Genomic DNA, 21852 nt, shown 5'->3' with positions numbered 1-21852 from the left:
TTGACATACTAGCCAGAGGTTTATAATATTATCCTTACAAATATTATTTTTGTATTACAAATATTTTGAAGGAGTGTTTAGTATGAAGGCACCTTATATATATGATGTCAGTCTACCTTCCGGCTACGATGTGAATCGGGTTTATCCGGTTATCTTCACCTTGCATGGCAAAGGTTCCAATGAGAAGAATATGTTCGGACTTGTCGAGCCCTTGTCTGAAGAGTTTATTATTATCGGGATTCGGGGAAATATGATTTTAGGGGCTGGATTTCAATATTATGATCTCAAAAGTCTAGGTCATCCCATCCGTGAGCAGTTTGATCAGGCTGTATCGCAATTGCAGCAGTTTATCGAATACGCCACCGACAAATATCCTATAGATGCTAAACACCGTTATCTGCTTGGCTTCAGTCAAGGAGCCATTTTGTCCATGACACTCGCTCTTACAATGGGGAATTCGCTTCGGGGAATTGTGGCGCTGAACGGTTATGTTCCGGGGTTTGTGAAGACAGATTATGAGCTGAAGAGTGTGCAGGAGGTATCGGTCTTCATCTCGCATGGTGAATATGATTCTGTATTTCCAATTTCAGTGGGGACAGAAACAGCCGCTTATTTCGAAGGTCTAACCCCATTATTAACCTTTAAAACTTATCCTTCGGATCATGGTGTATTACCGCAGAATCAGCAGGACCTGATCGCTTGGTTACTGCAGAACTTAGGGAGTGATAAACTATGATACCTTCATACTTTATTGCCCACGGTGCTCCTTCTCTGGTACTTGATAACAATGCATATACGAAATTTCTTGGGGAGCTCGCTGAGAGGAATGTCAAACCTAAAGCGATTGTTCTATTTTCTGCACATTTTGAAGAACACACACAGTCGGTTGGAGTTATGGAGACTTTCGACACCATCTATGATTTCTATGGCTTCCCAGATGAGATGTATCGAATGACTTATCCTGCCAAAGGAGACAATGAGGTTGCACAGCAAATTATGTCTCTGTTCCACAAGAATGGGATTGTCAGCAAATTAAATACAGAGCGTGGACTAGATCACGGAGCTTGGGCTATTCTTAAATTAATCTATCCGAATGCAGATATTCCTGTCGTGTCTTTGTCAGTTAATCGAGAGCTGTCCAATGAACAGCAATATTTAATGGGTAAGGCTTTATCTGAGCTGCGTGAGCAGGATATTATGATTATTGGCAGCGGTGGAACTGTCCATAATTTGCGTAGCGTGAAGTGGGGAATGGAGAACGTCGAGAAATGGGCGGAGACATTCGATGACTGGCTGCAGCACAGGGTGGAAGCTTGGGATACAGAGTCGCTATTTAACTATCAGGAGCTTGCTCCCTATGGTATTGATGCAGTGCCGACTAATGAGCACTTTATCCCTCTGATAATAGCTATGGGAGCTGGCGATAAAGGGAAAGAAGCGAAGCTGCTGCACCGAAGTTATCAGTATGGCAATTTAAGTCTTAGCTGTTGGGAGTTTAATTAAGAAGGAGGCATTAATGATGGACTTGGGACTTCGTGGGAAATCAGTTTTTGTAGCCGCAGCAAGTAAAGGGTTAGGACTCGCAACTGCGCTGGAGTACGCCCGTGAGGGGGCGAAGGTAATGATCGCCAGCAGGAGTATGGAGCAGCTTGTAGACGCACAGAAAGAGATTCAGGCAGCCACAGGACAGCAGGTGAACATTGTTCAGATGGATGTGACTGTCCCAGAGGATATCGTACATGCTATTCAAACGGCTGTAGCCCAAAACGGTGGGCTTGATATTGTAGTGACCAATGCGGGGGGGCCTCATGGCGGAGGTTTCGCTGATATGGAAGACGCGGATTGGAACCAGGGGTTTGAGCTCACACTGATGAGCACCATTCGTTTGATTCGTGAATCACTGCCGCATCTGCGCTCTTCTGGGGCAGGGCGAATCGTTAATATAAGCTCGATTTCTATCAAGCAGCCTATTGAGGAACTGATTCTTTCCAATGTTTTTCGCGCTGGCGTGTATGCCTTGACCAAGAGCTTGGCTACTGAGCTGGCTGCGGATTGCATTTTAATTAATACGATCGCACCAGGGCGTATTGCAACCGACAGGATTCTTCAACTAGACGGCAAACGTGCGCAAGCAGAGGGGATCCCTATGGAGCAGATTCAAGAGGAAGCGCTGCTGCAAATCCCGTTAGGAAGATTGGGCACGCCCGAAGAATTCGGCAAGGCTGCTGTTTTTCTAGGCTCTTTTGCGAATACTTATGTTACGGGACAATCTCTTTTAGTCGATGGAGGAATGGTGAAATCGCTCTAACTTCCGGCGTTATGGGTAGGCTTTGAAAGGTTATGGAAATATTAGTAATTTCAATATTAGTTGCTTTGTGCTCTAAATAAGCGTATGATGGAGCGGTGGTCTAAATCGTAAGATTTACGAATTTTCCTACGTTTATTAGGTTATACTATATATAAACCTACAGATCATTTGGATAATTTACCATAAAGGCTCCACGAATTTATTCAGAAGGAGGACGATTAGAATGAGAGAAGGCATACATCCTAAGTACAACCAAGTGATTTTCTTGGATGCAAGCGTAGGCTTCAAATTCTTGAGTGCATCTACTAAATCATCCAATGAAACTATGGAATGGGAAGACGGCAACACTTACCCAGTGCTCCGTGTGGACGCAAGTTCCGCATCCCACCCATTTTACACTGGTAAACAAAGAGATACAGAACAAGGCGGCCGTGTTGACAAGTTCAAACAACGTCTTGCACAAAAGAAATAAGAATCCTTACGGATTGAAGAGGGACAACCCATGTAGAAGCAATCGCTTCGGGGATGTCCCTTTTTTGTGTTCAGGCATGTTAAAATGAGATGAATTTAAAAATATACATGGCGTCGAGGGAGCGATCAGTGATGGAAAATGTAATAAAAGTAGATACAGTCCTAAAGAGTGAAGACGTTCAGGAGTTTAACTTATGGTTTAGCTTGAATAGCCGGATTATACTCAACTCTTTTAGCGTAGTCGCTTACTTTATGATTTTGTTATTAATTACTAAGGATTACAGTACTCAAAGCATCTCAATCCTGGCTGTGACTGCTATAATTCTTGCCGCTGTCTTATGGTATATGACCAAGGCAAGCTTGATCAAAAAATCCAAGAAGGCGTTCAAAACAGATAGCCTAATTCAGCAACCGCAAAATTATACGATTTCAGATGAAGGCATATCTTATCTTTCCGAAGCGGGCACTGGACAAGTGAAGTGGGAAGAGATACATAAGATAGGTGAAACTACGAACTTGTTTGTGTTTTTTGTGTCCACACAGAGAGCGCTGATTATCCCTAAACGTTTCTTTGAATCGGCACAAGATAAAATAACATTTAAGGATTTAGCCAGAAAATATATGTTCTCCAATCGGGTGAAATTTAAGGCATAAGATGTGCTGTTATTGTTGATTCATTTGTACCAAGGATTAGGCTATAATGATAGGAGCGACTTGAAAAATAGGAGAAATATGGCATGCCATGGATTCAGGGATATCCGTATTACTTATTAATGGGCAGTGTTCTAAGTCTGTACATGGGCGTCAGCTCCTATCGGCACCGTAAGTTAGCAGGCAGACGCTATTTGTGGATCTTAATGCTGTTAGTCAGCCTTATATTTGTTGCAACGGCCGGAGAGATTATGTCACCCTCTTTTCAGTCTAAGCTGTGGTGGAAGAATGTGCAGCAGGCTCCGCTTTTTTTTAGTGCGCTCTTTACTTATGCTGTGGTAACAGAATACGTATCTCCTTCCACAGGGCGCCTGCCCGTGAAGCTTGCCATCTTCTCTATCCCTATTGTTATGGATGTACTTCTTATTTTTACGGATAGCTATCATCATCTGATGCGCAGTGAAGTGGCCGTCCTGACGGTCGCGGGTGTTAGTGGAATTGCTGTAAAGCCTACGCTCCTTAGTATGGCTTTTATTGCGTATGATCAGCTTTTTGGGCTATATGCAGTCTGCTTGCTGGCAGTTTCCCTACTGAATACCCCGAGAGTTTATTTGCGGACTAATTTGCTGCTGTTGGCGGGTTTGCTAGTTCCGGTTATTTCCGTCTTTTTACTTCCCCTCTTGAAGATTACCATTACAGGTTTTACGGCGTTTACTTATTTGCCTGCGATTATAGCGGCTTATTTCGCACTTTTTGTTAGCTCCAAATTAACCATCTTCCCTCTAACCAAAAACAAAATTCTAGAGCACATGAAAGACGGCGTAGTTCTGACTGACCGTTATGATAATATCATTGGCATAAATGATGCGGCGACTGCTATTTTATACGACATTACCGGAATAGCGAACGATAACTGGATGGGAAAAAACATTGATCTTTTTATGAAGTCTCACAAAGACATTGCAGCTCATTACAGTCAGAGGACGGAGGGACAGTTTGAGGTAGTTTGTTCTGGCGCAGGGGAGCTCTGTTATGGGGTTTCTTTAATTGCTACGGAACATGCGACAACAGAGAATAAGGGTATGCTTATTGTGTTTAGTGATCATAGTGAGAAGAAGCGGTATGAGCGTGAGCTGGTCTATCAGGCAACGGTTGACGATCTGACAGGGCTATATAATCGCAGGCATTTCATGCAAAGGGTCCAGAATCAAACGATCCCGGATGGATTAGGATTGGCTCTGCTGTTATTTGACATTGATGATTTTAAATTAATTAATGATACTTATGGTCATTTAGCGGGCGATCAGGCGTTAGTTGATTTCTCGAATAAAATACTTCAGGTATACCAGAATAAAGGTATTGCTGGAAGAGTGGGTGGCGAGGAATTTGCCGTATGCTTTTTCGCTGAAGATAAATGTGCAGCCTTAAAAGAAGCAGAGAATTTTCGTACAATGATGAGTGATTACACGATAATCTTGAATGAACAGGATAGCATTCATCTTACCGCAAGTATCGGAATCTCTTTTACGGAGCGTAGAGAGGTGACTTTCGAAGATTTATATCGGGAAGCGGATGAAGCGTTATATCACTCTAAGAATACAGGGAAGAACAGAGTTACGTTAGGTCGTGAACCGATCATAAGAGAAACAGTAAAGGGATAAGAACATCGAAGATAAGGGAGTAGCCTAATGAATCTGACTGTTGATGAAGTGATGAGCAAGCTTGAGGAGATGGGTACAGAGCAGACGAAACGTACCTTCTTACGACATGGCGCAGTGGAACCTTTATTTGGAGTAAAGGTAGGGGATATGAAGAAGCTGGTTAAGGATGTGAAAAAAGATCAGAGTCTGGCAAGGGCTTTGTATCAGACAGGCAATTACGATGCAATGTATTTGGCTGGGCTAACCGTCAATCCCAAGACTATGACGAAGCAAGAGCTTCAAAGCTGGGCTTCGGCGGCCAGTTGGCATGCGGTAGTGGAATATATAGTATCCCCTCTCGCCGCAGAGAGTCCATATGGATTGGAACTTGCGAGAGAGTGGATTCGTTCCTCGGATGAACTAATAGCCGTTTGCGGCTGGAGCACTCATGCAAATTACATTTCAATTACACCGGATGATAAGCTGGACATCGCTGAGATTAGGGAGTTGTTACAACAAGTAGGCGCTACTATTCATCAGGAGCGGAATCGTGTCCGTTATACGATGAATACTTTTGTAATTATGGTGGGCAGCAGTATCACAGAACTGCATGAGGAGGCAGCAAAGATCGCAGCAGGCATAGGTAAGGTCCAGGTGAACGTGGGACAAACCGCTTGTAAAGTTCCCATGGCTGTTGATTATATTGCTAAGGTTGAACAGGCTGGGAAGCTAGGTGTGAAGAAGAAAACTTGTATTTGCTGAGTTAGATATTTAGGTAACCCTTCAAGGAGAAAGGCACTTGTGGGTTTTTTTTTATTCCGGGAAAAACAAGTGTTTCAACCCTGCGGAAATTGTTTAAATTAGCAGCAGTCAAAATTTACATAGAAGAATTAATGAAGCCTTATTCAAGTAATCTTTTGCAATGATGTAGAATAGAAAGGGGTTTATAGTTAGAAGACAGGACGGAGGCTAGTTGTGAACAAACGTCGATTCACTTTGCAGTATAAAATACTGTCAATTACAGTTTTAATCGTGATCTGTCTATTAGGATTTGTTTTTGTCATGCATGGAAGAATCAATGCTCTACAGCGGGAAACCAGCTTCATCTCTCATCAGGATCGAGAGATTACTAATTTGGCTAATCTAATTGAGAAGAATATTTTAGATATGGAAACCGGACAACGTGGATATGTCATCACCGGCGATAACAAGTATCTGGAGCCCTACAATTTGGGTAAGGCTGAATGGGAAGCTAATTATGATAAGCTTTACGTGCTGACTGCTAATGATTCTTTACAGTTACAGCGTCTGTTGGGTATTGAAAGTAAAATTAAGCAATGGATCGAACAGTCGGGAAATTATGTGATCCAGTTGAAAAAAGAGGGACAGGACGCTGAGCTCCTAAGATACTTCAATTCCGACGACGGCAAAGATCAAATGGACCGGATTCGTAATCAGATCAGCACTTACCGCGAGACGATGAAAGAGAACACCAACAGTCTGATTGCTAGACAAGCAGACAAGAATAAATTATTGCTAGAGCTTCTTTATATTGCTTGGGCAATTATAGCGGTTACCGCGATGGTCGCTTCGTGGATCAATTCACGCGCCATCGTTAGTACGGTTCGTAAAGTTACCCATACGATTGCAGAATTGGAATCTGACGAAGATATGAAGACAAGGATAGAGATCACCACGAATGATGAGATCAGGGATCTGAGCGTAGCTACGAATCATCTGATAGACACGCAACAAGAGCGGATATGGATTCAGGCTAACGCAAACGAATTGTTGGCGAGGTATCAGGGCATCACACATATCTCGCAACTGGGCGACATTTTTCTTGGCAAAACCGCAGAAGTCCTCGATTACCCATATGGTTCCTTATATGTTCGAACACAGGACCATGATCGAGATTTCTTTAAGAGAGTCTCTACTTTTGGCGGAAGCAGTAACATTCCAGATCAGCGGGCATTCCAGATCGGAGAAGGTCTAGTTGGACAATGTGCTAAAGAGGCGCGCTTGATGCAAATACAGGATCTGCCGGAGGATTATATTAGCATACAATCTGGGTTGGGTATTTCTGCGCCGAAGGCGCTTCTACTAATGCCGATTTCTTTTTCGGGTGAGGTAGTTGCTGTGGTGGAAATCGCCGCCTTTGCTCCACTTACGCAATTGCAGGTTAAGTTCCTAGGGTCTATTTCGAATGCCTTTGGCTCCGCAATTAACAGTACGATTAGCATTATGAAGATTGACCAACTTCTGGCACAATCTCAGCGTCTAAACGAAGAGCTACAGGTATATACCGAGGAACTACAGACTCAGTCTGAGGAGCTGCAAATCCAGACGGAGTCACTGCATGCAACGAATAGAAAGCTGGAGGATAAGAAACTGCTGGCGGAACAAAAGTCACTAGAGGCGGAAAGAGCTCAAACGGAACTCAGTGAATACACAGAGTTATTGCAGCAAAGCTCACAATATAAATCAGAGTTTCTGGCTAACATGTCTCACGAACTGCGAACTCCGCTTAACGGCATTCTGCTGCTCTCCGAATTTCTTATGGAGAATCAGTCGGGAGCTTTAAGCGAAGAGGATATTGAATTCTCAAAAGCCATTCATTCTTCGGGACAAGATCTGCTGGCGCTGATTAATGACATTCTGGATTTGTCCAAGGTTGAGGCAGGAAAGCTGAATATTGAAATTGAAGCGATAAATATATCGGAGATTCCGGAGGCAATGATCCAGAACTTCAGTCAGCTTTCCCGCAAAAAAGAGATTCCTTTGCAAATACAGCTGGGAGAGAACTTACCCCCGCTGTTTTATTCGGATGCTCAAAGAGTGCGGCAAATTATTATAAATTTGCTGTCCAATGCGTTTAAGTTTACAGCGGAAGGCGCAGTCACTCTGGAAATCCGCTCAGCAACTAAGGACGAGCTGCTGGATTTGGCAGATTCGTATACAGGGGAATTTATTGCCTTCGCCATCAAGGATACTGGAATTGGGATTTCAAAAGAAAAGCAGTCGATTATCTTCGAGGCTTTTCAACAGGCAAATGGAAATACAGAACGTCAATATGGTGGAACAGGGCTTGGGTTATCCATATCTAGAGAGCTGGCAACCCTGCTCGGTGGTAGAATTATAGTGGAGAGTCAAGAAGGAGTGGGTAGCGTCTTTACAGTGTATTTGCCCTTGAAGCTTGAGGCCCCAAGCCTTGAGGAAGTGGCTGATCAAGCGACTGTTATTCAAGAGATTGGGAATGGAGTGGTACTTGCCGCTACAACGGCTGAGGATACACGTAATGACTTCACTTCTCTGAATCAAAAGCATGTACTTATCGTGGATGATGATGAACGGAATTTGTTTGCTTTATCAAATACCCTAAGAAAGCGCGGGCTGCATGTAACTACAGCTACTAACGGAGAGAGCGGCCTGTTTGAACTGGAGCAAGCGGCTTCTATAGACATCGTTCTTATGGATATTATGATGCCAGTGATGAACGGATATGAGGCAATCAATCGGATCAGACAAATGCCCGCAAAGAAGGATATTCCCATCATTGCACTGACTGCAAAAGCGATGAAGGAAGATAAGGCTAAAATCCTTCAGGCAGGTGCAACAGATTATCTTAGCAAGCCGATTAACCTGGAACGTTTATTAGCGTTGATGCAATTGATTCTAGCTAGCGATTCATGAAATAGATAATGGACGGAAACAATCATGGGGTGTCCTAGTAGTCATGACAATGGCTGCTGGGGCACCCCTGTTTTGTTGACGTTGAACTAGACCTCTAACTTCGGATAATTCAAACGAAGTTGCGCGAACGAAGTAACTATAATCTGCTATCGGACACAGCTGACCGTTAACGCAGCTTTTTACCACATTTGTAATTCTAACGGACCCCACTGACGCTATTGGCATAAAAAATACCGAATATGCCCTCTTTTTAATGAATGGTGGCGCTGGAGTCCGAAACGCTGCTCTAAAGGCGGAAAAATCGGAAATAACGTCATCTGGGTCCGTAAGCCTCGCAATTATGATCATCCAAAACTCTGCAGCAGGCGAGCAAAAGTGTGCCTAGGCGTTCAGCCGGCTTTCGTTTACCTCAAATCGGCTGAAGCGAGTCAGCCACCCTATTGCCCAAAACGCAAAACAGCGATCCTCCCATAACGGAAGGATCGCTGTTTTAATGTCTCTTTGGAATCTTTTTAATAAGATTTCAGTCTCTCACTTATTGTTGCGCAGAATCTACTACAACTTTGACAGCTGTGCCGATTGGTGGCAGGCTTCTGGTCAGCACTGGGCTGTAGAATCCGATAACTTTTGTACCTTTAACAAGCTCGCTGCTTTTAACAGCTTCGCCGTCTTTATTAATGAGTACTGTGTCTTCGTTAATGCGCAGTACTACTTCTTTTTGTGACAATTCGCTCAGGCCACTGCCTTTAACAGTGATACTGATATTTCCTTCATCGTCTTTTTGAACTTCTTCAATAGTGCCAGCAGTACCTAGAAGATCATCTTGTTTCTGCTTATCCAGAACGGTGATTTTGTAAGTTGGTGTTTGTGGCGGAAGACTCATAGTCATGACCATGGAGTGTTCTGCTTTTACAGTCATACCGATATGGAGATCTTTGAGTGCAATTTTAGTGCCGTCTGCCATCTCAATAGCCGTATCTTCCCCTACATTTAATACGATTCCATCCGTACCTACACCTTGGATTTGAACGGATTGGTATTTACCACCATCATAGACTGCTGTAATCACACCAGTCTTAGTCATGTGCTGCTCGGCGGCATTTGTGTTGATCACAATGGAATCTCCCTTCACAGTCATGTTTTGATGAATTACTTCGCTTAAAAAGGAAGCTGGGACATACAAAGTGGAGTCAACCAATTGTGGTGCAGTTCCAAGTGTTGTATACATTTTGTTGATACTATAACGATCTTCTCCAGCTTTCACTGTAGTGAATACAGCGCCATTGATAAGTTCAACGGATTTATTCTGTGCATTCCAGGTTAATTCAAATCCAAGGGCTTCAGTAATCGAACGTAGTGGCACCATCGGCTCTTTGCCATTTGTGCTTTGGAAGCCTGTTTCTTTAATAGTCGATCCGTTGATTTCAATCGCAAACGTCTTTTGATTAACGCTAGCGGAGGTTTGTGTAGCCTCATTTTTAGCAGAAGTTGTGGTGGGTGCAGCATAAGCTGCTCCTGTAGAAAGTGCTAGTGACAAAGTTAAAAGAACTGTACTTGTTTTTAAAATGTTGTTCATGGTTGTGAGCTCCTTTTAAAATCTTTTTGTTAGTGTTGTTATTATTCTGACGGGACACCCCTCCAAAATGTTGCAGTTTTTTTGCATCCCGATCGTAATCTTCATTCACTGCAAATATAAAAAAAGCATAAGACCCCACAGCTATATGTAGTAATATGTAAGTATTAACAATCGCTCACATAAGGAGGCGCTATGGAGTCATTCAAAGATCGACTGAGATTCATGAAGGTACAGCAGGACGGGCTTATTAAGGAATATGAGGCTCTGATTGCGGAATATGAAAGTCACGATCTGGTCAACGAGAATGAATACTTGAAGAAGCAATATGAGAAGCATAAGCTTGCTTTGGTCGAGCTAAAGACTCAGGTAGGTAAGCTTCAAGAAGAGAATACTGAGCTAAGAGTTGCGCTAACGGAACAGATTTTAGATGAAAAGCTGGGCATTCTTAAAGTGTCGAGGCAGAAGCTGCAGACTTATTTTGCCTCTAGAAGCCATGCTCATACAGATCGTCTGACGGCTTTTGAAGTGGAGACGAAACGTCATATTCAGCAGCTGTACCATACAGCCTCCAGGCAGCTGGGTGAGGAACAAGCAGAGATATCCAGTCGACTTGGGGCGTTGGCGGCAGAATTAAATGAGCGTGTGCTGGCACAGCGGCAGAGAATGAGGGAAGCGGAACTTCGCCTCAACTCGGGCATGGATAATGGATTACATGATTTTGCCTCGGAAGAGATCAGTGAAGAGGTGCTGAAGCGCCGAAGAAAACAAAATCAGATCGAAATGAAGATTGGACTAAGCTGGATTAACAAGCTGGGTATTCTGCTGTTGATTTTGGCGGTGGGGGCAGGCTTCCGGTATACCTATTCCAACTGGTTCACAGGTTATATGAAGGGAAGCGCTTTTTTTCTACTGGGATTATTGATGCTGGGAGGCGGGGAGTGGTTATACCGCAAAGGAAAAGGTACCTTTGCTTTAGGGCTGCTTGGCGGCGGGATTTCGGTGCTGTATGGCTCTATTTTCTATAGCTATTTTCTGCTTGATATTATTAGTATATATGTAGGATTATCCTTGTCTGTACTCGTTACTTTAACTGCGGTACTCCTGTCTTTAAGGTATGAATCACGGAGTATTTGTGCGCTGGGCTTAATCGGAGGATATCTGCCCTTATACTCTTATCTGGGGGCGTTTGGCCTTTCGGGCAACGCGGTTTATGTAGCTATGGGTTACTTGTTTCTATTGAATTTATTCATCTTATTGATTTCTTTCCGCAAACGCTGGAACGTTGTCAATTATATCAGCTACTTATTTAATACACCCTCCATGCTCATATTAATAGCTTTGTCTGATAGCAACGGAATTAATATGTGTTATGCTGTTTTGACTTTTGCGATGTATCTGGGAATTACCTTGTGGTACCCGTTCAAATATCGTTCCAAGCTGTCCTGGTGGGATTTCTCTCTCTTAGGATGTAATACGTTTATTAGCTGTCTCACCTTGTATATTTTATTTATGGATGCAGGACTGAAGGATTACAATGGTGCACTGGCGTTGCTTTTCTGCCTGCTGTATCTCGGTCTGGGTCGAGGGCTTGAGAAGCTGATGCCACAGGAAAAAGAAAGCATGCTGCTGTTCTACGCCACTTCACTGACCTTCGGCATATTGATGATTCCATTTCAATTTGGAGCGGCTTGGTGGTCCATCGGTTGGCTGATTGAGGGCGTCGTTCTTACGCTGTATGGCAATCTGAACCGCTTTAAGGGGATGGAAAGGGCAGGCTGGGGCATTATGATGCTCTGCCTTGTAGTATTCTTCTGTCTAAATGTACCGACGCAGTGGGTCGCAGACTATCAATGGACGAATTTTAGAGATGTCTACTTCCCGCTAAAATATGTCTTTATCACAGCAGGCATGCTGATTGTCGCGGTGTTGTATGCTGTTCAGCATAACCGTAAGGATGCTCTTCAGCGCAGCGAACCTTATGAAATCACCTTAGCCTTGTGGTTTAAATATGCGGCGTTATTAAATTTCTGGATTTACGGCTTGTATGAATCGAGAAGATTGTATCATCTGGTTGTACCGGAGGACTTTGCGCATAGAACCTTCTATAATTTACTGCTCTCCGCTGTATGGACCTTGGTTCTGGCTTACGCGCTGCCAAAGGTGAAGGTGCTGTATGACACAATTGTTAAATATTTTGTGAGATTTCTGTTTGGGATTGGCTACGTCATTTGTATAGTAATTACAGTAGGCCTGCCAAGTCTGCAAAATAATCTCGCGCAAAATACAGCAGCTGATTATATCGCACTGGCCGTACTGATTATCTTTAATATCTTTGTTTGGTTTAGCGGACGTGATCTGCTGATTGCAGCGCTGAATCGCCAGTTTAAGAGTATGGAGATCTATCCTGTTTTCATGGCGATTTATCTACTCGGCATTATCACCGCTTTCCTAGGAGTGCAATTGCAATTGAGTGATGCAGGGTTAATTTTTAGTCTCATTTATCTACTATTAGCCGTTCTGTTTATCATGTATGGCTTCCGCAAAAGGTATGTGTACATCCGGCGCTTCGGCCTTGGATTAACACTGCTGGCAACGGGCAAGCTGCTGCTTTATGATTTGGGTCTGCTGAACACTGGCAGCAAAATCATAGCCTATGCCAGCTTTGGCATCTGCTTGCTCGGCATCTCCTATCTCTATCAAAAGGTGTCAAACCGGATGGAGGAGGGCCAGACAACCGCCGATAATGGTACTAAAGGATAAAATACAGAGAGAATAATAGGAAGGAAGACGGTGGATGTACGAGACTTATATTTTCGACCTGTATGGCACATTGATCGATATTCAGACAGATGAGGAGAAGCCGGAGGTATGGGATCGATTATCACTCCATTTCGGATATCAGGGGATGTCCATAACGGGAAGTGAGCTACAGGCACAATTTCTGCGGGAGAGGGATTTACAGCTCACCAAAGCCGCGCGGAATTGTCAGTATCCAGATTTCGTAATGGAGGATGTGTTTCGTTCTGTGGCCCGTCAATTGGGTGGAGAACCGGATCAAGCGTGGTTACATGAAACGGTTAGATGGCTGCGGACATTATCGATGATCCATATCTCACTTTATGAGGGTGTGCTTGAAATTCTGCAAACATTAAGAGAACGTGGCAAAAAGGTGTTTTTGCTCTCCAATGGCCAGAAAACCTTTATAGAAGCAGAATTAACGATGCTGAATATTCTTCCTTTATTCGATGGCATTGCCATTTCCTCCGAAGCAGGAGTGAGTAAGCCGGATCCGCTATTTTATCGTTATTTAGTTGAGCATTATGGAGCGGATTTGCGTTCGGCCATCATGATCGGGAATGATCCCCGTACGGATATTGCAGGGGCACTAACGATAGGAATAGATTCCTGTTACATTCGTACGGCTTCTTCACCCCCCAATACGACTGTGGAGAGTACTCAATCGATAGGGGACGGGGATTTGCGGAAGATCCCCGGATGGAACGCTTAGATATACAAAAAGTCCCCGTTACCGGATTCTTACTGACCGGTTACGGGGACTTTTGTATGTCGGCGTTCGTGACTAGAGCGCCGGTAATTTATTTAGATTACACCTTCAGCCAGCATAGCGTCGGCCACTTTTTTGAATCCAGCGATGTTCGCTCCTGCAACAAGGTTGCCGGACTGTCCATATTGCTCTGATGCATTTACAGATTGTTCGTAGATGGAAACCATGATTTCATGCAGCTTCGTATCTACTTCTTCAAAGCTCCAGGACAACCGCATGCTGTTTTGTGCCATTTCAAGCGCAGATACAGCTACGCCGCCAGCATTAGCAGCTTTGGCAGGTGCGAATAGCACGCCAGCTTGTTGGAACTGATGAATAGCTTCAAGGGTGGATGGCATATTGGCACCTTCGCCTACTGCTTTTACACCATTCTCAATCAGTTTCAATGCCATGGCTTCATCAATCTCATTCTGAGTAGCACTCGGAAGGGCGATATCACAAGGAATGGTCCAAATTTGCGTGGAATCTTCAGTATACACAGCGTTAGGATGTTCATTCACATATTCACTAATCCGTTTTCTTTCGACTTCTTTTAGGCGGCGGACAGTTTCGAGGTTAATCCCATTTTCGTCATAGATATATCCGGCCGAATCACTACAAGCTACGACTTTAGCGCCTAGCTGTACAGCTTTTTCGATCGCATAGATCGCTACATTACCAGAACCGGAAACAACAACGCGGCTTCCTTCAAAAGAAAGGCCTTTTGCCTTCAGCATCTCGTTTACGAAATAAACCGTACCGTAACCAGTAGCCTCTGTCCGAGCCTGACTTCCGCCGTAACCAATACCTTTACCAGTCAATACGCCAGCCGGATATCCTCCGCGGATCCGCTTGTATTGTCCGTACATGTAGCCGATCTCACGACCACCTACACCGATATCTCCTGCAGGAACGTCTTGGTCAGGACCGATGTAATTTTGCAATTCAGTCATGAAGCTTTGTGCAAAACGCATGATTTCGCCTTCGGATTTACCTTTAGGATCAAAGTCGGATCCGCCTTTACCTCCACCGATGTGTTGGCCGGTAAGAGCATTTTTGAAGATTTGCTCGAAACCAAGGAATTTGATAATACTAGCATTAACGGATGGGTGAAAACGAAGTCCACCTTTGTAAGGTCCAATTGCACTGCTGAACTGTACACGATATCCACGGTTAACTCTGACCTTACCTTGATCGTCTGTCCAAGGAACACGGAACATAATCAAACGTTCTGGCTCAACCAATCTTTCCAGAATGGCATTTTCCTGATACTTAGGTTCAGCAGCAAGGATTGGAAGCAAAGATTCAAGGATTTCCTTTACGGCCTGATGAAATTCGGGCTCAAAAGGATTACGCGCAACAACCTGTGCGTATACGTCTTCGATATAACGATGTGCCTTGTTGCTGTTTGTGTCTAATTGCTGGGTAGATACAGAGCTCATGAATTCAACCGCCTTTTCTAGTATTCATTTGGTCCAACACTTTTTTTATATTTTGGCACAAGTCAATGTTCCTCACAACTGTTTTTATTAAATAACTTACTTCAAGTGGAACGTTATAGACGCTGGGATGATAAGAAAAGTGTGAATAAACCGCGGTATACTTCGCGTAATGACGCGTTAAAGCGCGAAATATGCTACAATGATTGTGTAATAATTGTAAGGAGATGAAATTTAAAAAATGAGTGACAAAGTAAATGAGCAGGAGCTAGTAAATGTATTATCTGCCAAAACCAAAGTGGATCCGCAAATCATCCGCTTAGTATTGAAGCATGAACAGACCTTTATCAATAAGGCCAAGGCGAACGCCAAGGGTGAGGTAGACATCGACAGCGATGATCTGGTCGACTATGTCACTGCCCAACGTGATGTGAAGCTGGATGAAATCACAGTAGAGACCATTCTTGATGCAGAAATGGATTACTTGATGGATAAAGGATTGGCAGGTTATATCGACTAACATGGGCATTCGTCCGGCTCGGCTGCTGCTGTTTACAGGCAATAAGAGCCGGAGTGAAAATTAAATAGGCATACGCATTGCTTTTAGTGATTTAGTGTGGTACAATGAAATCAATCATAAATTTAACCCTTAATTCACATATTGTAAAAGGTTATCATTTGTGCGTATGAGTCCTTTTCCAATGTGTGAATTTTTATTTGTTCGTACACTACGTAGGAATAAAAGGACATGTGTTAAATAAAATATTGGAGGTAATATCATGCAAACAGGTACAGTGAAATGGTTTAACGCAGACAAAGGATTCGGTTTTATCGAGGTTGAAGGTGGAAGCGACGTATTCGTACACTTCTCCGCAATCACAGGCGACGGATTTAAATCTTTGGACGAAGGCCAACGCGTTGAGTTCAACGTAACTCAAGGCGCTCGTGGACCACAAGCCGAAAACGTTGTAAAACTGTAGTTTAAAAATCAGGCTGCCCTTAACACAAGTTGAGGGCAGCTTTTTTTATTTTCATATTATGAATCTGCCCCTAATAGGGTAGCGATATCGTCTCGATTCGATCCAAGGAGGGGTACTTATGTATTTTCGTAAAAAAGCACTGGAGGAACTTCCGCAAGAAGACACAGCAATTTGGTCCTGTACCAAGGAAGGTTGCACAGGTTGGATGCGCGATAATTTCGCCTTTCAATATGTACCTACCTGCTGGCAATGCAACTCTCCCATGACTAGAAGTATGAAGATACTGCCAACGCTTGTGAATACGAATGCAGACATGAAGGCCATGAAGAAGGGCATTTCGATTAAGTAATCGAAGAAGCTAATATACTCAAACAGCTGGACCCTTGGACGGGAGCAGCTGTTTTTTTGTTTGAGTATTTTATTTACTGTGCAGTAATTTCTCCCATTCCGTTAAGGTTATGTTCTCTGAAATAGGCTTCAGATGTTCAGGAACATCTACGTGGCACATAAATTCCAAGCTGTTGCCGTCAGGGTCGTTGAAGTAGACAGAAGCATTTCCTTGATAAGCCCGGATAAAAGGCTCAACAGAAGTCCGGTTGCGGAACGGAACAGCCTCTATACCAATTGATTCCAGCCATTGCAGTGATTGCTTCAAGTCCTCGTAAGTGACACGGAAGGCAATATGCCGCAAGGACGGGTGGTATGGGGTTTGAACCTCCTGGCCTTCCCAAAGACCAATCCAGCTCCGACCTTCCTCGATCCAGAAGAATACAGTTTCTTCATCCCGCCAAGCCATTTTCAGACCTAATTTCTCATAAAATTCGATGGATACCTCAAGATTGCTTACTGGTAAATGTGCTTCATATAGCCCTTTGATCATTGGATAGCACCTGCCGATCTGTCGATTTTGCGGGCTAAATTCAGGAATGCTTCTAATACTAGGTGGATGCGATCTTCGATTTCTTGCCCACCCTCGTATCCGTCATACCCGACCTCGAACCGCTTGCGTTGCAGTCCGCCGATGGAGATCCAGTCTGGTGTATTAATGCCGTGCAGGTTACGTACGATGGCTTGCAATTGAAGTAATGAGCTTATCCCTACCGCTCCCCCGGCTGAACTGGCGGATAACACAACTTTACCGTTGAAATGCGCCTGGCCTAGATGATCAATCGCATTTTTTAATACGCCACTTACCGAGCCGTGATATTCCGGAGTAACCAAGATTACTGCATCCGCTGCTAACATCTCTTGTTTAAGCTCGTTTAAATGTTCATGCTCTGTGTAAATCTCGTCTGGTGAATAAAAGGGAAGTGGGCGTTTGTAGAGGTCAAACACGGTAACCTTTTCCCCATGCTGACTAATGAAATGGGCAGCATGTTCTGCCAGCTTCGTGCTGGTTGCTTCTTTTCGATTACTGCCTGTCAGGATCATCACTTTCATCTGTATCCACTCCTATGTGAGGTCAATTGCTATAAACCAATGATAGTTGAATCGGCCTCTGTTAACATCAGCACATGGAATGAACATACATAATAAAAACGCTCAGCCATTGTGCTGAGCGTCTAAGACTAAAGTTGTAGAGGAGTTTTGATTCTAGGCGTTATAGCCGCCTTTCAATGCGAAAATGGCAGCCTGAGTCCGATCCGCTAAGTTTAGCTTTCCGAGAACGTGGCTGACATGGGTCTTAACGGTTTTTTCGGTGATGACCAGCTTGCTGGCAATCTCTTTGTTACTCATACCGAGCGCAATCAGGTCTAATACTTCTTGCTCGCGTGGAGTAAGAAGCTCTAATCCGGTGATCGCAGCAGGTGTTGTGTTTGGGTCGTTCGGATCGGAAGCATTAAGTTCCAATTGCTCTAGTGTAGAGGTCGCCATTAGATTCATCAGTTGGCTGGCAGCCTCGGAATGTAGCTCCACTTGCCCGTTATGTACCTTGCGGATCGCAACTACCAGCGCTTCTGGTTCTATATCTTTAAGCAAATAGCCTTTGATTCCTACGCGGATAGCCGGGAGCACATGATCCTGATCCGAAAAGGAGGTCAATACAATGACCTTGACCTGCGGGTGGGAGATCCTCAGTGCTTGAGCGGTCTCAATGCCGTCCATAATGGGCATATGCAAATCCATTAATATGACATCCGGGTTCAATTCAGCTGTTTTTTCCAGTGCCTCGCGGCCGTTGGAGGCCTCCCCAATAACCTTGATATCGGGTTGTGTGGAGAGAAATACTTGCAGCCCACGGCGTACCATTGCATGGTCGTCTACTAATAATAAGTTTATCGTCATTTATGATCACCCGACTTCATGTAGATTGGATGGGCAGAGGTATGATTGCCTCAACCGTTGTGCCTTGATTTTCCACACTGTGGATATGAATACGACCGGAGAGAGCTTCTGCTCTTTCCTTCATAATATGCAGTCCAAGAGATTCATTAGTGTCTGTGTTAGAACGCCGTTTGGCCCCGCCTTTACCTTGGTCGGCAACGCTCAGTACCACCTCGGCTGCATTCAGATGCAGAGATACCTGCGCTTTAGAGGTTTCGGAATGTTTTCGTACATTATTGAGCGCTTCTTGGCCAATGCGCCACAGCCCTTCCTCCACATTGCGGGGAAGTTCGTGAACACCGCTCCGTTGCGTCTGTATCAGCAGCCCTAGCTGCTGGCCATGAGCCTGCAGCGCAGTCAATAAACCGGCTTCCAGTCCGGCAGGCCGAAGCTGCATAATTAATGCACGCATTTCTTTGAGTGCTGACTGGGATAAAGCTTGAATATCGCGGACAGCTTCAGTAGCAGGATGGGAGATATGCTCCTGCTTCAGCAAGCTTTCCACGCCTTTGGCGGTCATTGAGAGGGAGAAGAGGATCTGGTTCACGGAGTCGTGCAGGTCACGGGCCAGACGATTCCGCTCGTCAAGACGCGCAATTTCGCGGCGTTTCTCTCCAAGCTGAGCACTTTCCAATGTAGCGGAAATATGTTCAGCGACAGCCTCAAGCACCTCTCCATCCGCAGTTGCGGAAGCTAGTGCTTTGGGTGAGGTGATCAGTAGAATTCCTGCACCTTGTGCGGCAATCTGCCGAAAGGGCACAGCGAGCATCACAACACGCTCCGCAACAGGTTGTTCAGAACAGCAGGACTTCGTAATTTCCTGCTCTTCATCAGGGGTTAATGTCGCAAAGCGTTGTCCTTTTGCGATATCTCCTAGACGTACTTTAAAAGAATCCGAGAGCTGGAAGGGAGCTGTTTCCGGCGTTATATTAGCCGCATAGGCAGCATGGACTTCGAATTGTCCCTCATGCTGCCCGATAATCGCTGCAAAGGGCCAATCGAAATAGTCGCCAATCAGGGCGGCGCTTTTCTCGATTAGAATACTGGGCGAGATACATTGGTTGGCGGTTAGATTTAAAGCTGCGCTGAATTCGCCTAATTTGGCGTACAGATTCGCGCGGCGCTGCTCGGTGCTATATAACTGCATCCGTTCAATAGCACTGCCAATTTGCAAAGCCACGGATTGCAGCAGAGCCAGCTCGCTGTCGGCGTAATGTGCTTTGCCTGGTGCAGCCACATTCATAAGTCCCAAGTAACGCTCACCTGAATGCAGCGGGACGGTAGCGTGGTGGGTGATCCCCAGCGTGTCGCCCCAGTTATACTGCCTGGCGTTACTGAGCCGCTTGCAGCTTAGAATGTTGACGGCATGCTCGAGCCGATCATCCCATAGGCGGCTTAGGCACCAGCAGCTTCCGCACTGCATTGGTTGTTTATTGTCGCGTTGTAGTGCAGGTGGCAGACCTCGATCAGCGGCACACTCATATTCCATGTATTCTTCGCTCAGGAAGATCCAGCCTGCAGTGTTTCCGGTTAACTCAAGTAGCTTGCCCATGACTGTATCGAGCATGGGTCTCAGCTCATTGGAACTGTTCAAAGTCTCCGCAATCGTTTTGAGCGTCAGTAACTCATGAATTCCGGTTTCCTCCGGCATGAAGCTCTCTCCTTTAGCTTTGTTAATTATGTTCTATCTATTGTAACGTAGAATGGTTCATTCATTCTCAAATTTTATGTAATGTTGGCGTAAATAAAAAAGAAGGTTCCTTAAGATCTGATATGACCTTAAAGAACCTCTGAGTATACATGTTAATTTACAGCTGCGGGAGTAGCGGAAGGCGTACAGTGTTCTGGAGCTTCGTGTTCAATAAGTCCATGTTTCTCCCAAGCTCGGCTTTTCCAACGGAAATACATAATGACGGCTCTCACCCACTCGTCCACCGCAGTGGCAATCCACACGCCGGCTAACCCGAGATCAAGTTGGAACACCAGGAAATAACCAAGAGGTAAGCTCATGCAGACCATAGAGATCAGTCCCATATATACAGGGAATTTGGCATCGCCCGAGGCGCGTAAAGAGTTAATGATAACCAGATTGGTTGTGCGCCCAGTTTCCAGGAAGAAGCTAAGCAATATGACCTGCGCCCCCATCCTAATGATGTTCTCATTGTCTGTGAAAAGCCCGAATAGCGGTACCCGGAAGAAAATCACCACAGCATCTATTATTACGGTAACCAGCAGCGCCCACTTTACACTGGTGAATACACGCTTATAGGCTTCATCAGGGCGTCTAGCTCCCACGAGATGTCCTACAACGATGGAAGTTCCCATAGAGACAGCTACACTGAATAAATAAATATAATTGGAAATATTAAGCGCGTACTGGCGAGTAGCCATAGCTTCAGCGCCTAAATAAGTAATATAGAGTGTGAATACAAGCTGGCATGATTGATAAGTGATGGATTCAAAAGCGGACGGGATGCCGATTTTGAGAATTTGCAGCACGTATTTTTTAGAAAGATGAATGTAATAGGTTACTTTCACCCGTACCTCCATCACTCTGTAGAGCAGCAGGAAGAAAAGGATCAGGCAGATAAATCGACTCATCACTGTTGAGATAGCCGCACCCTCCACACCTAACGCCGGAAGTCCGAAATGACCATAAATGAGCAGGTAGTTGCCCACCACGTGAATAATGTTCATCAGCAAGGATACGACCATCGTCTGTTTGGTGAAACCGTGAGTACGGATAGTAGTCGCCAGAGCATTGATTAATGCTTGCAGAAAAATACCGCCACCAACAATATTCATATAGGCTTTGGCGTAAATGAGGATATCCCCTTTTACATTCAGCGCAGTCAGTAGCGTCCCTCCGAATATCAGCAAAAACGTACTTAGAAGAATGCCGACTAACAGGTTTAGGGTAATGGCATTGCCGGTCACTTGAGCGGCTTCCAGAGGTTTTTTGGAACCGAGATATTGGGAGACCACAATAGCTGCACCGTTACCAATTACACTGAGGACTAAAATTGCTATCGCAATGATCTGATTCGCTGCGCCGACACCAGACACGGCATCGTCGGACACTGAACTGATCATAAAAGTATCCACACTACCCATGAGCATAAAGAGGAATAGCTCGAGGAAAATCGGCCAGGTCAGTTTGACCAGGTTGAATTCCTGGTGATTATTTTGCTTCATTGTGCACCTTCTTATATTATGATGTACTTC

At 44.6% G+C, this 21852-nt stretch carries 20 protein-coding genes; 13 read left to right on the top strand and 7 right to left on the bottom strand.

The genetic code is table 11. The features are described from left to right. The first annotated feature begins 82 nt into the window (after positions 1 to 82). From NYE35_RS29975 to NYE35_RS29940, 8 genes are all read left to right on the top strand, one after another. On the top strand, positions 83 to 736 hold the full coding sequence (locus tag NYE35_RS29975) for an alpha/beta hydrolase (protein WP_036682167.1): 654 nt from the start codon (positions 83 to 85) through the stop codon (positions 734 to 736). After that, a complete protein-coding gene (locus NYE35_RS29970; protein ID WP_076099728.1) occupies positions 733 to 1503 on the top strand; it encodes a DODA-type extradiol aromatic ring-opening family dioxygenase in 771 nt (256 codons plus the stop codon). The genes NYE35_RS29975 and NYE35_RS29970 overlap by 4 nt, the downstream gene beginning before the upstream one ends. A gap of 16 nt (positions 1504 to 1519) precedes the next feature. Then, positions 1520 to 2308 (top strand): SDR family oxidoreductase, encoded by a 789-nt coding sequence (locus NYE35_RS29965; protein WP_341122525.1) that lies wholly within the window; start codon positions 1520 to 1522, stop codon positions 2306 to 2308. 223 nt (positions 2309 to 2531) lie between these two features. Continuing rightward, positions 2532 to 2780 (top strand): type B 50S ribosomal protein L31, encoded by a 249-nt coding sequence (locus NYE35_RS29960; RefSeq protein ID WP_036682161.1) that lies wholly within the window; start codon positions 2532 to 2534, stop codon positions 2778 to 2780. 131 nt (positions 2781 to 2911) lie between these two features. Next, positions 2912 to 3433, top strand: a complete 522-nt coding sequence (locus NYE35_RS29955) for a YcxB family protein (protein WP_036682157.1) — start codon at positions 2912 to 2914, stop codon at positions 3431 to 3433. Positions 3434 to 3516: 83 nt separating this feature from the next. Then, positions 3517 to 5091, top strand: coding sequence for a histidine kinase N-terminal 7TM domain-containing diguanylate cyclase (locus NYE35_RS29950; protein WP_341122359.1), 1575 nt, complete (start codon positions 3517 to 3519; stop codon positions 5089 to 5091). Positions 5092 to 5124: 33 nt separating this feature from the next. After that, complete coding sequence (locus NYE35_RS29945) at positions 5125 to 5832, top strand: DNA alkylation repair protein (RefSeq protein WP_341122524.1); 708 nt, start codon at positions 5125 to 5127, stop codon at positions 5830 to 5832. A gap of 213 nt (positions 5833 to 6045) precedes the next feature. Next, positions 6046 to 8763, top strand: a complete 2718-nt coding sequence (locus NYE35_RS29940) for a CHASE3 domain-containing protein (protein WP_081383979.1) — start codon at positions 6046 to 6048, stop codon at positions 8761 to 8763. A gap of 535 nt (positions 8764 to 9298) precedes the next feature. Here NYE35_RS29940 and NYE35_RS29935 read toward each other — a convergent pair. Further along, positions 9299 to 10339: a stalk domain-containing protein gene (locus tag NYE35_RS29935; RefSeq protein WP_036682152.1), complete on the bottom strand. Its 1041-nt coding sequence runs from the start codon at positions 10337 to 10339 to the stop codon at positions 9299 to 9301. Positions 10340 to 10531: 192 nt separating this feature from the next. On the opposite strand from NYE35_RS29935, the gene NYE35_RS29930 reads away from it, so the two are divergent. Continuing rightward, on the top strand, positions 10532 to 13099 hold the full coding sequence (locus NYE35_RS29930; RefSeq protein ID WP_038573760.1) for a DUF2339 domain-containing protein: 2568 nt from the start codon (positions 10532 to 10534) through the stop codon (positions 13097 to 13099). A 34-nt stretch (positions 13100 to 13133) separates the two neighbouring features. Further along, positions 13134 to 13847 carry an HAD family hydrolase gene (locus tag NYE35_RS29925; protein ID WP_038573759.1) on the top strand — a complete coding sequence of 238 codons (714 nt, stop codon included), beginning with the start codon at positions 13134 to 13136 and terminating at the stop codon, positions 13845 to 13847. Positions 13848 to 13939: 92 nt separating this feature from the next. Here the strand turns inward: NYE35_RS29925 and gdhA are convergent, their stop codons facing one another. After that, positions 13940 to 15325 (bottom strand): NADP-specific glutamate dehydrogenase, encoded by a 1386-nt coding sequence (gene gdhA, locus NYE35_RS29920; protein ID WP_036682144.1) that lies wholly within the window; start codon positions 15323 to 15325, stop codon positions 13940 to 13942. Positions 15326 to 15563: 238 nt separating this feature from the next. On the opposite strand from gdhA, the gene NYE35_RS29915 reads away from it, so the two are divergent. The 3 genes from NYE35_RS29915 (at position 15564) to NYE35_RS29905 (ending at position 16651) form a co-directional block, all read left to right on the top strand. Further along, entirely contained in the window at positions 15564 to 15842 is a 279-nt protein-coding gene (locus NYE35_RS29915) for a hypothetical protein (RefSeq protein WP_038573758.1), read from the top strand. Between the two features lie 259 nt (positions 15843 to 16101). Then, positions 16102 to 16302, top strand: coding sequence for a cold-shock protein (locus NYE35_RS29910; RefSeq protein ID WP_019914790.1), 201 nt, complete (start codon positions 16102 to 16104; stop codon positions 16300 to 16302). 118 nt (positions 16303 to 16420) lie between these two features. Then, on the top strand, positions 16421 to 16651 hold the full coding sequence (locus NYE35_RS29905; protein WP_036682139.1) for a cold-shock protein: 231 nt from the start codon (positions 16421 to 16423) through the stop codon (positions 16649 to 16651). A 69-nt stretch (positions 16652 to 16720) separates the two neighbouring features. Here the strand turns inward: NYE35_RS29905 and NYE35_RS29900 are convergent, their stop codons facing one another. The 5 genes from NYE35_RS29900 to NYE35_RS29880 form a co-directional block, all read right to left on the bottom strand. Beyond that, on the bottom strand, positions 16721 to 17182 hold the full coding sequence (locus NYE35_RS29900) for a VOC family protein (protein ID WP_094900987.1): 462 nt from the start codon (positions 17180 to 17182) through the stop codon (positions 16721 to 16723). Then, on the bottom strand, positions 17179 to 17742 hold the full coding sequence (locus tag NYE35_RS29895; protein WP_036682135.1) for an NADPH-dependent FMN reductase: 564 nt from the start codon (positions 17740 to 17742) through the stop codon (positions 17179 to 17181). Before NYE35_RS29895 ends, NYE35_RS29900 begins: the two co-directional genes overlap by 4 nt. 153 nt (positions 17743 to 17895) lie before the next feature. After that, the gene (locus tag NYE35_RS29890; RefSeq protein WP_094900985.1) at positions 17896 to 18588 is read right to left on the bottom strand and encodes a response regulator; all 693 of its coding nucleotides are present in this window, start codon (positions 18586 to 18588) and stop codon (positions 17896 to 17898) included. Between the two features lie 16 nt (positions 18589 to 18604). Continuing rightward, positions 18605 to 20278, bottom strand: a complete 1674-nt coding sequence (locus NYE35_RS29885) for a GAF domain-containing sensor histidine kinase (RefSeq protein WP_094900983.1) — start codon at positions 20276 to 20278, stop codon at positions 18605 to 18607. A gap of 152 nt (positions 20279 to 20430) precedes the next feature. After that, the gene (locus NYE35_RS29880) at positions 20431 to 21822 is read right to left on the bottom strand and encodes an MATE family efflux transporter (RefSeq protein ID WP_038573751.1); all 1392 of its coding nucleotides are present in this window, start codon (positions 21820 to 21822) and stop codon (positions 20431 to 20433) included. Positions 21823 to 21852: the final 30 nt, after the last annotated feature.

The sequence above is a fragment of the Paenibacillus sp. FSL L8-0494 genome, from assembly GCF_038003695.1.
Lineage (GTDB): Bacteria > Bacillota > Bacilli > Paenibacillales > Paenibacillaceae > Paenibacillus_AQ > Paenibacillus_AQ odorifer.
This window is presented reverse-complemented; position numbering and strand designations above follow the sequence as displayed.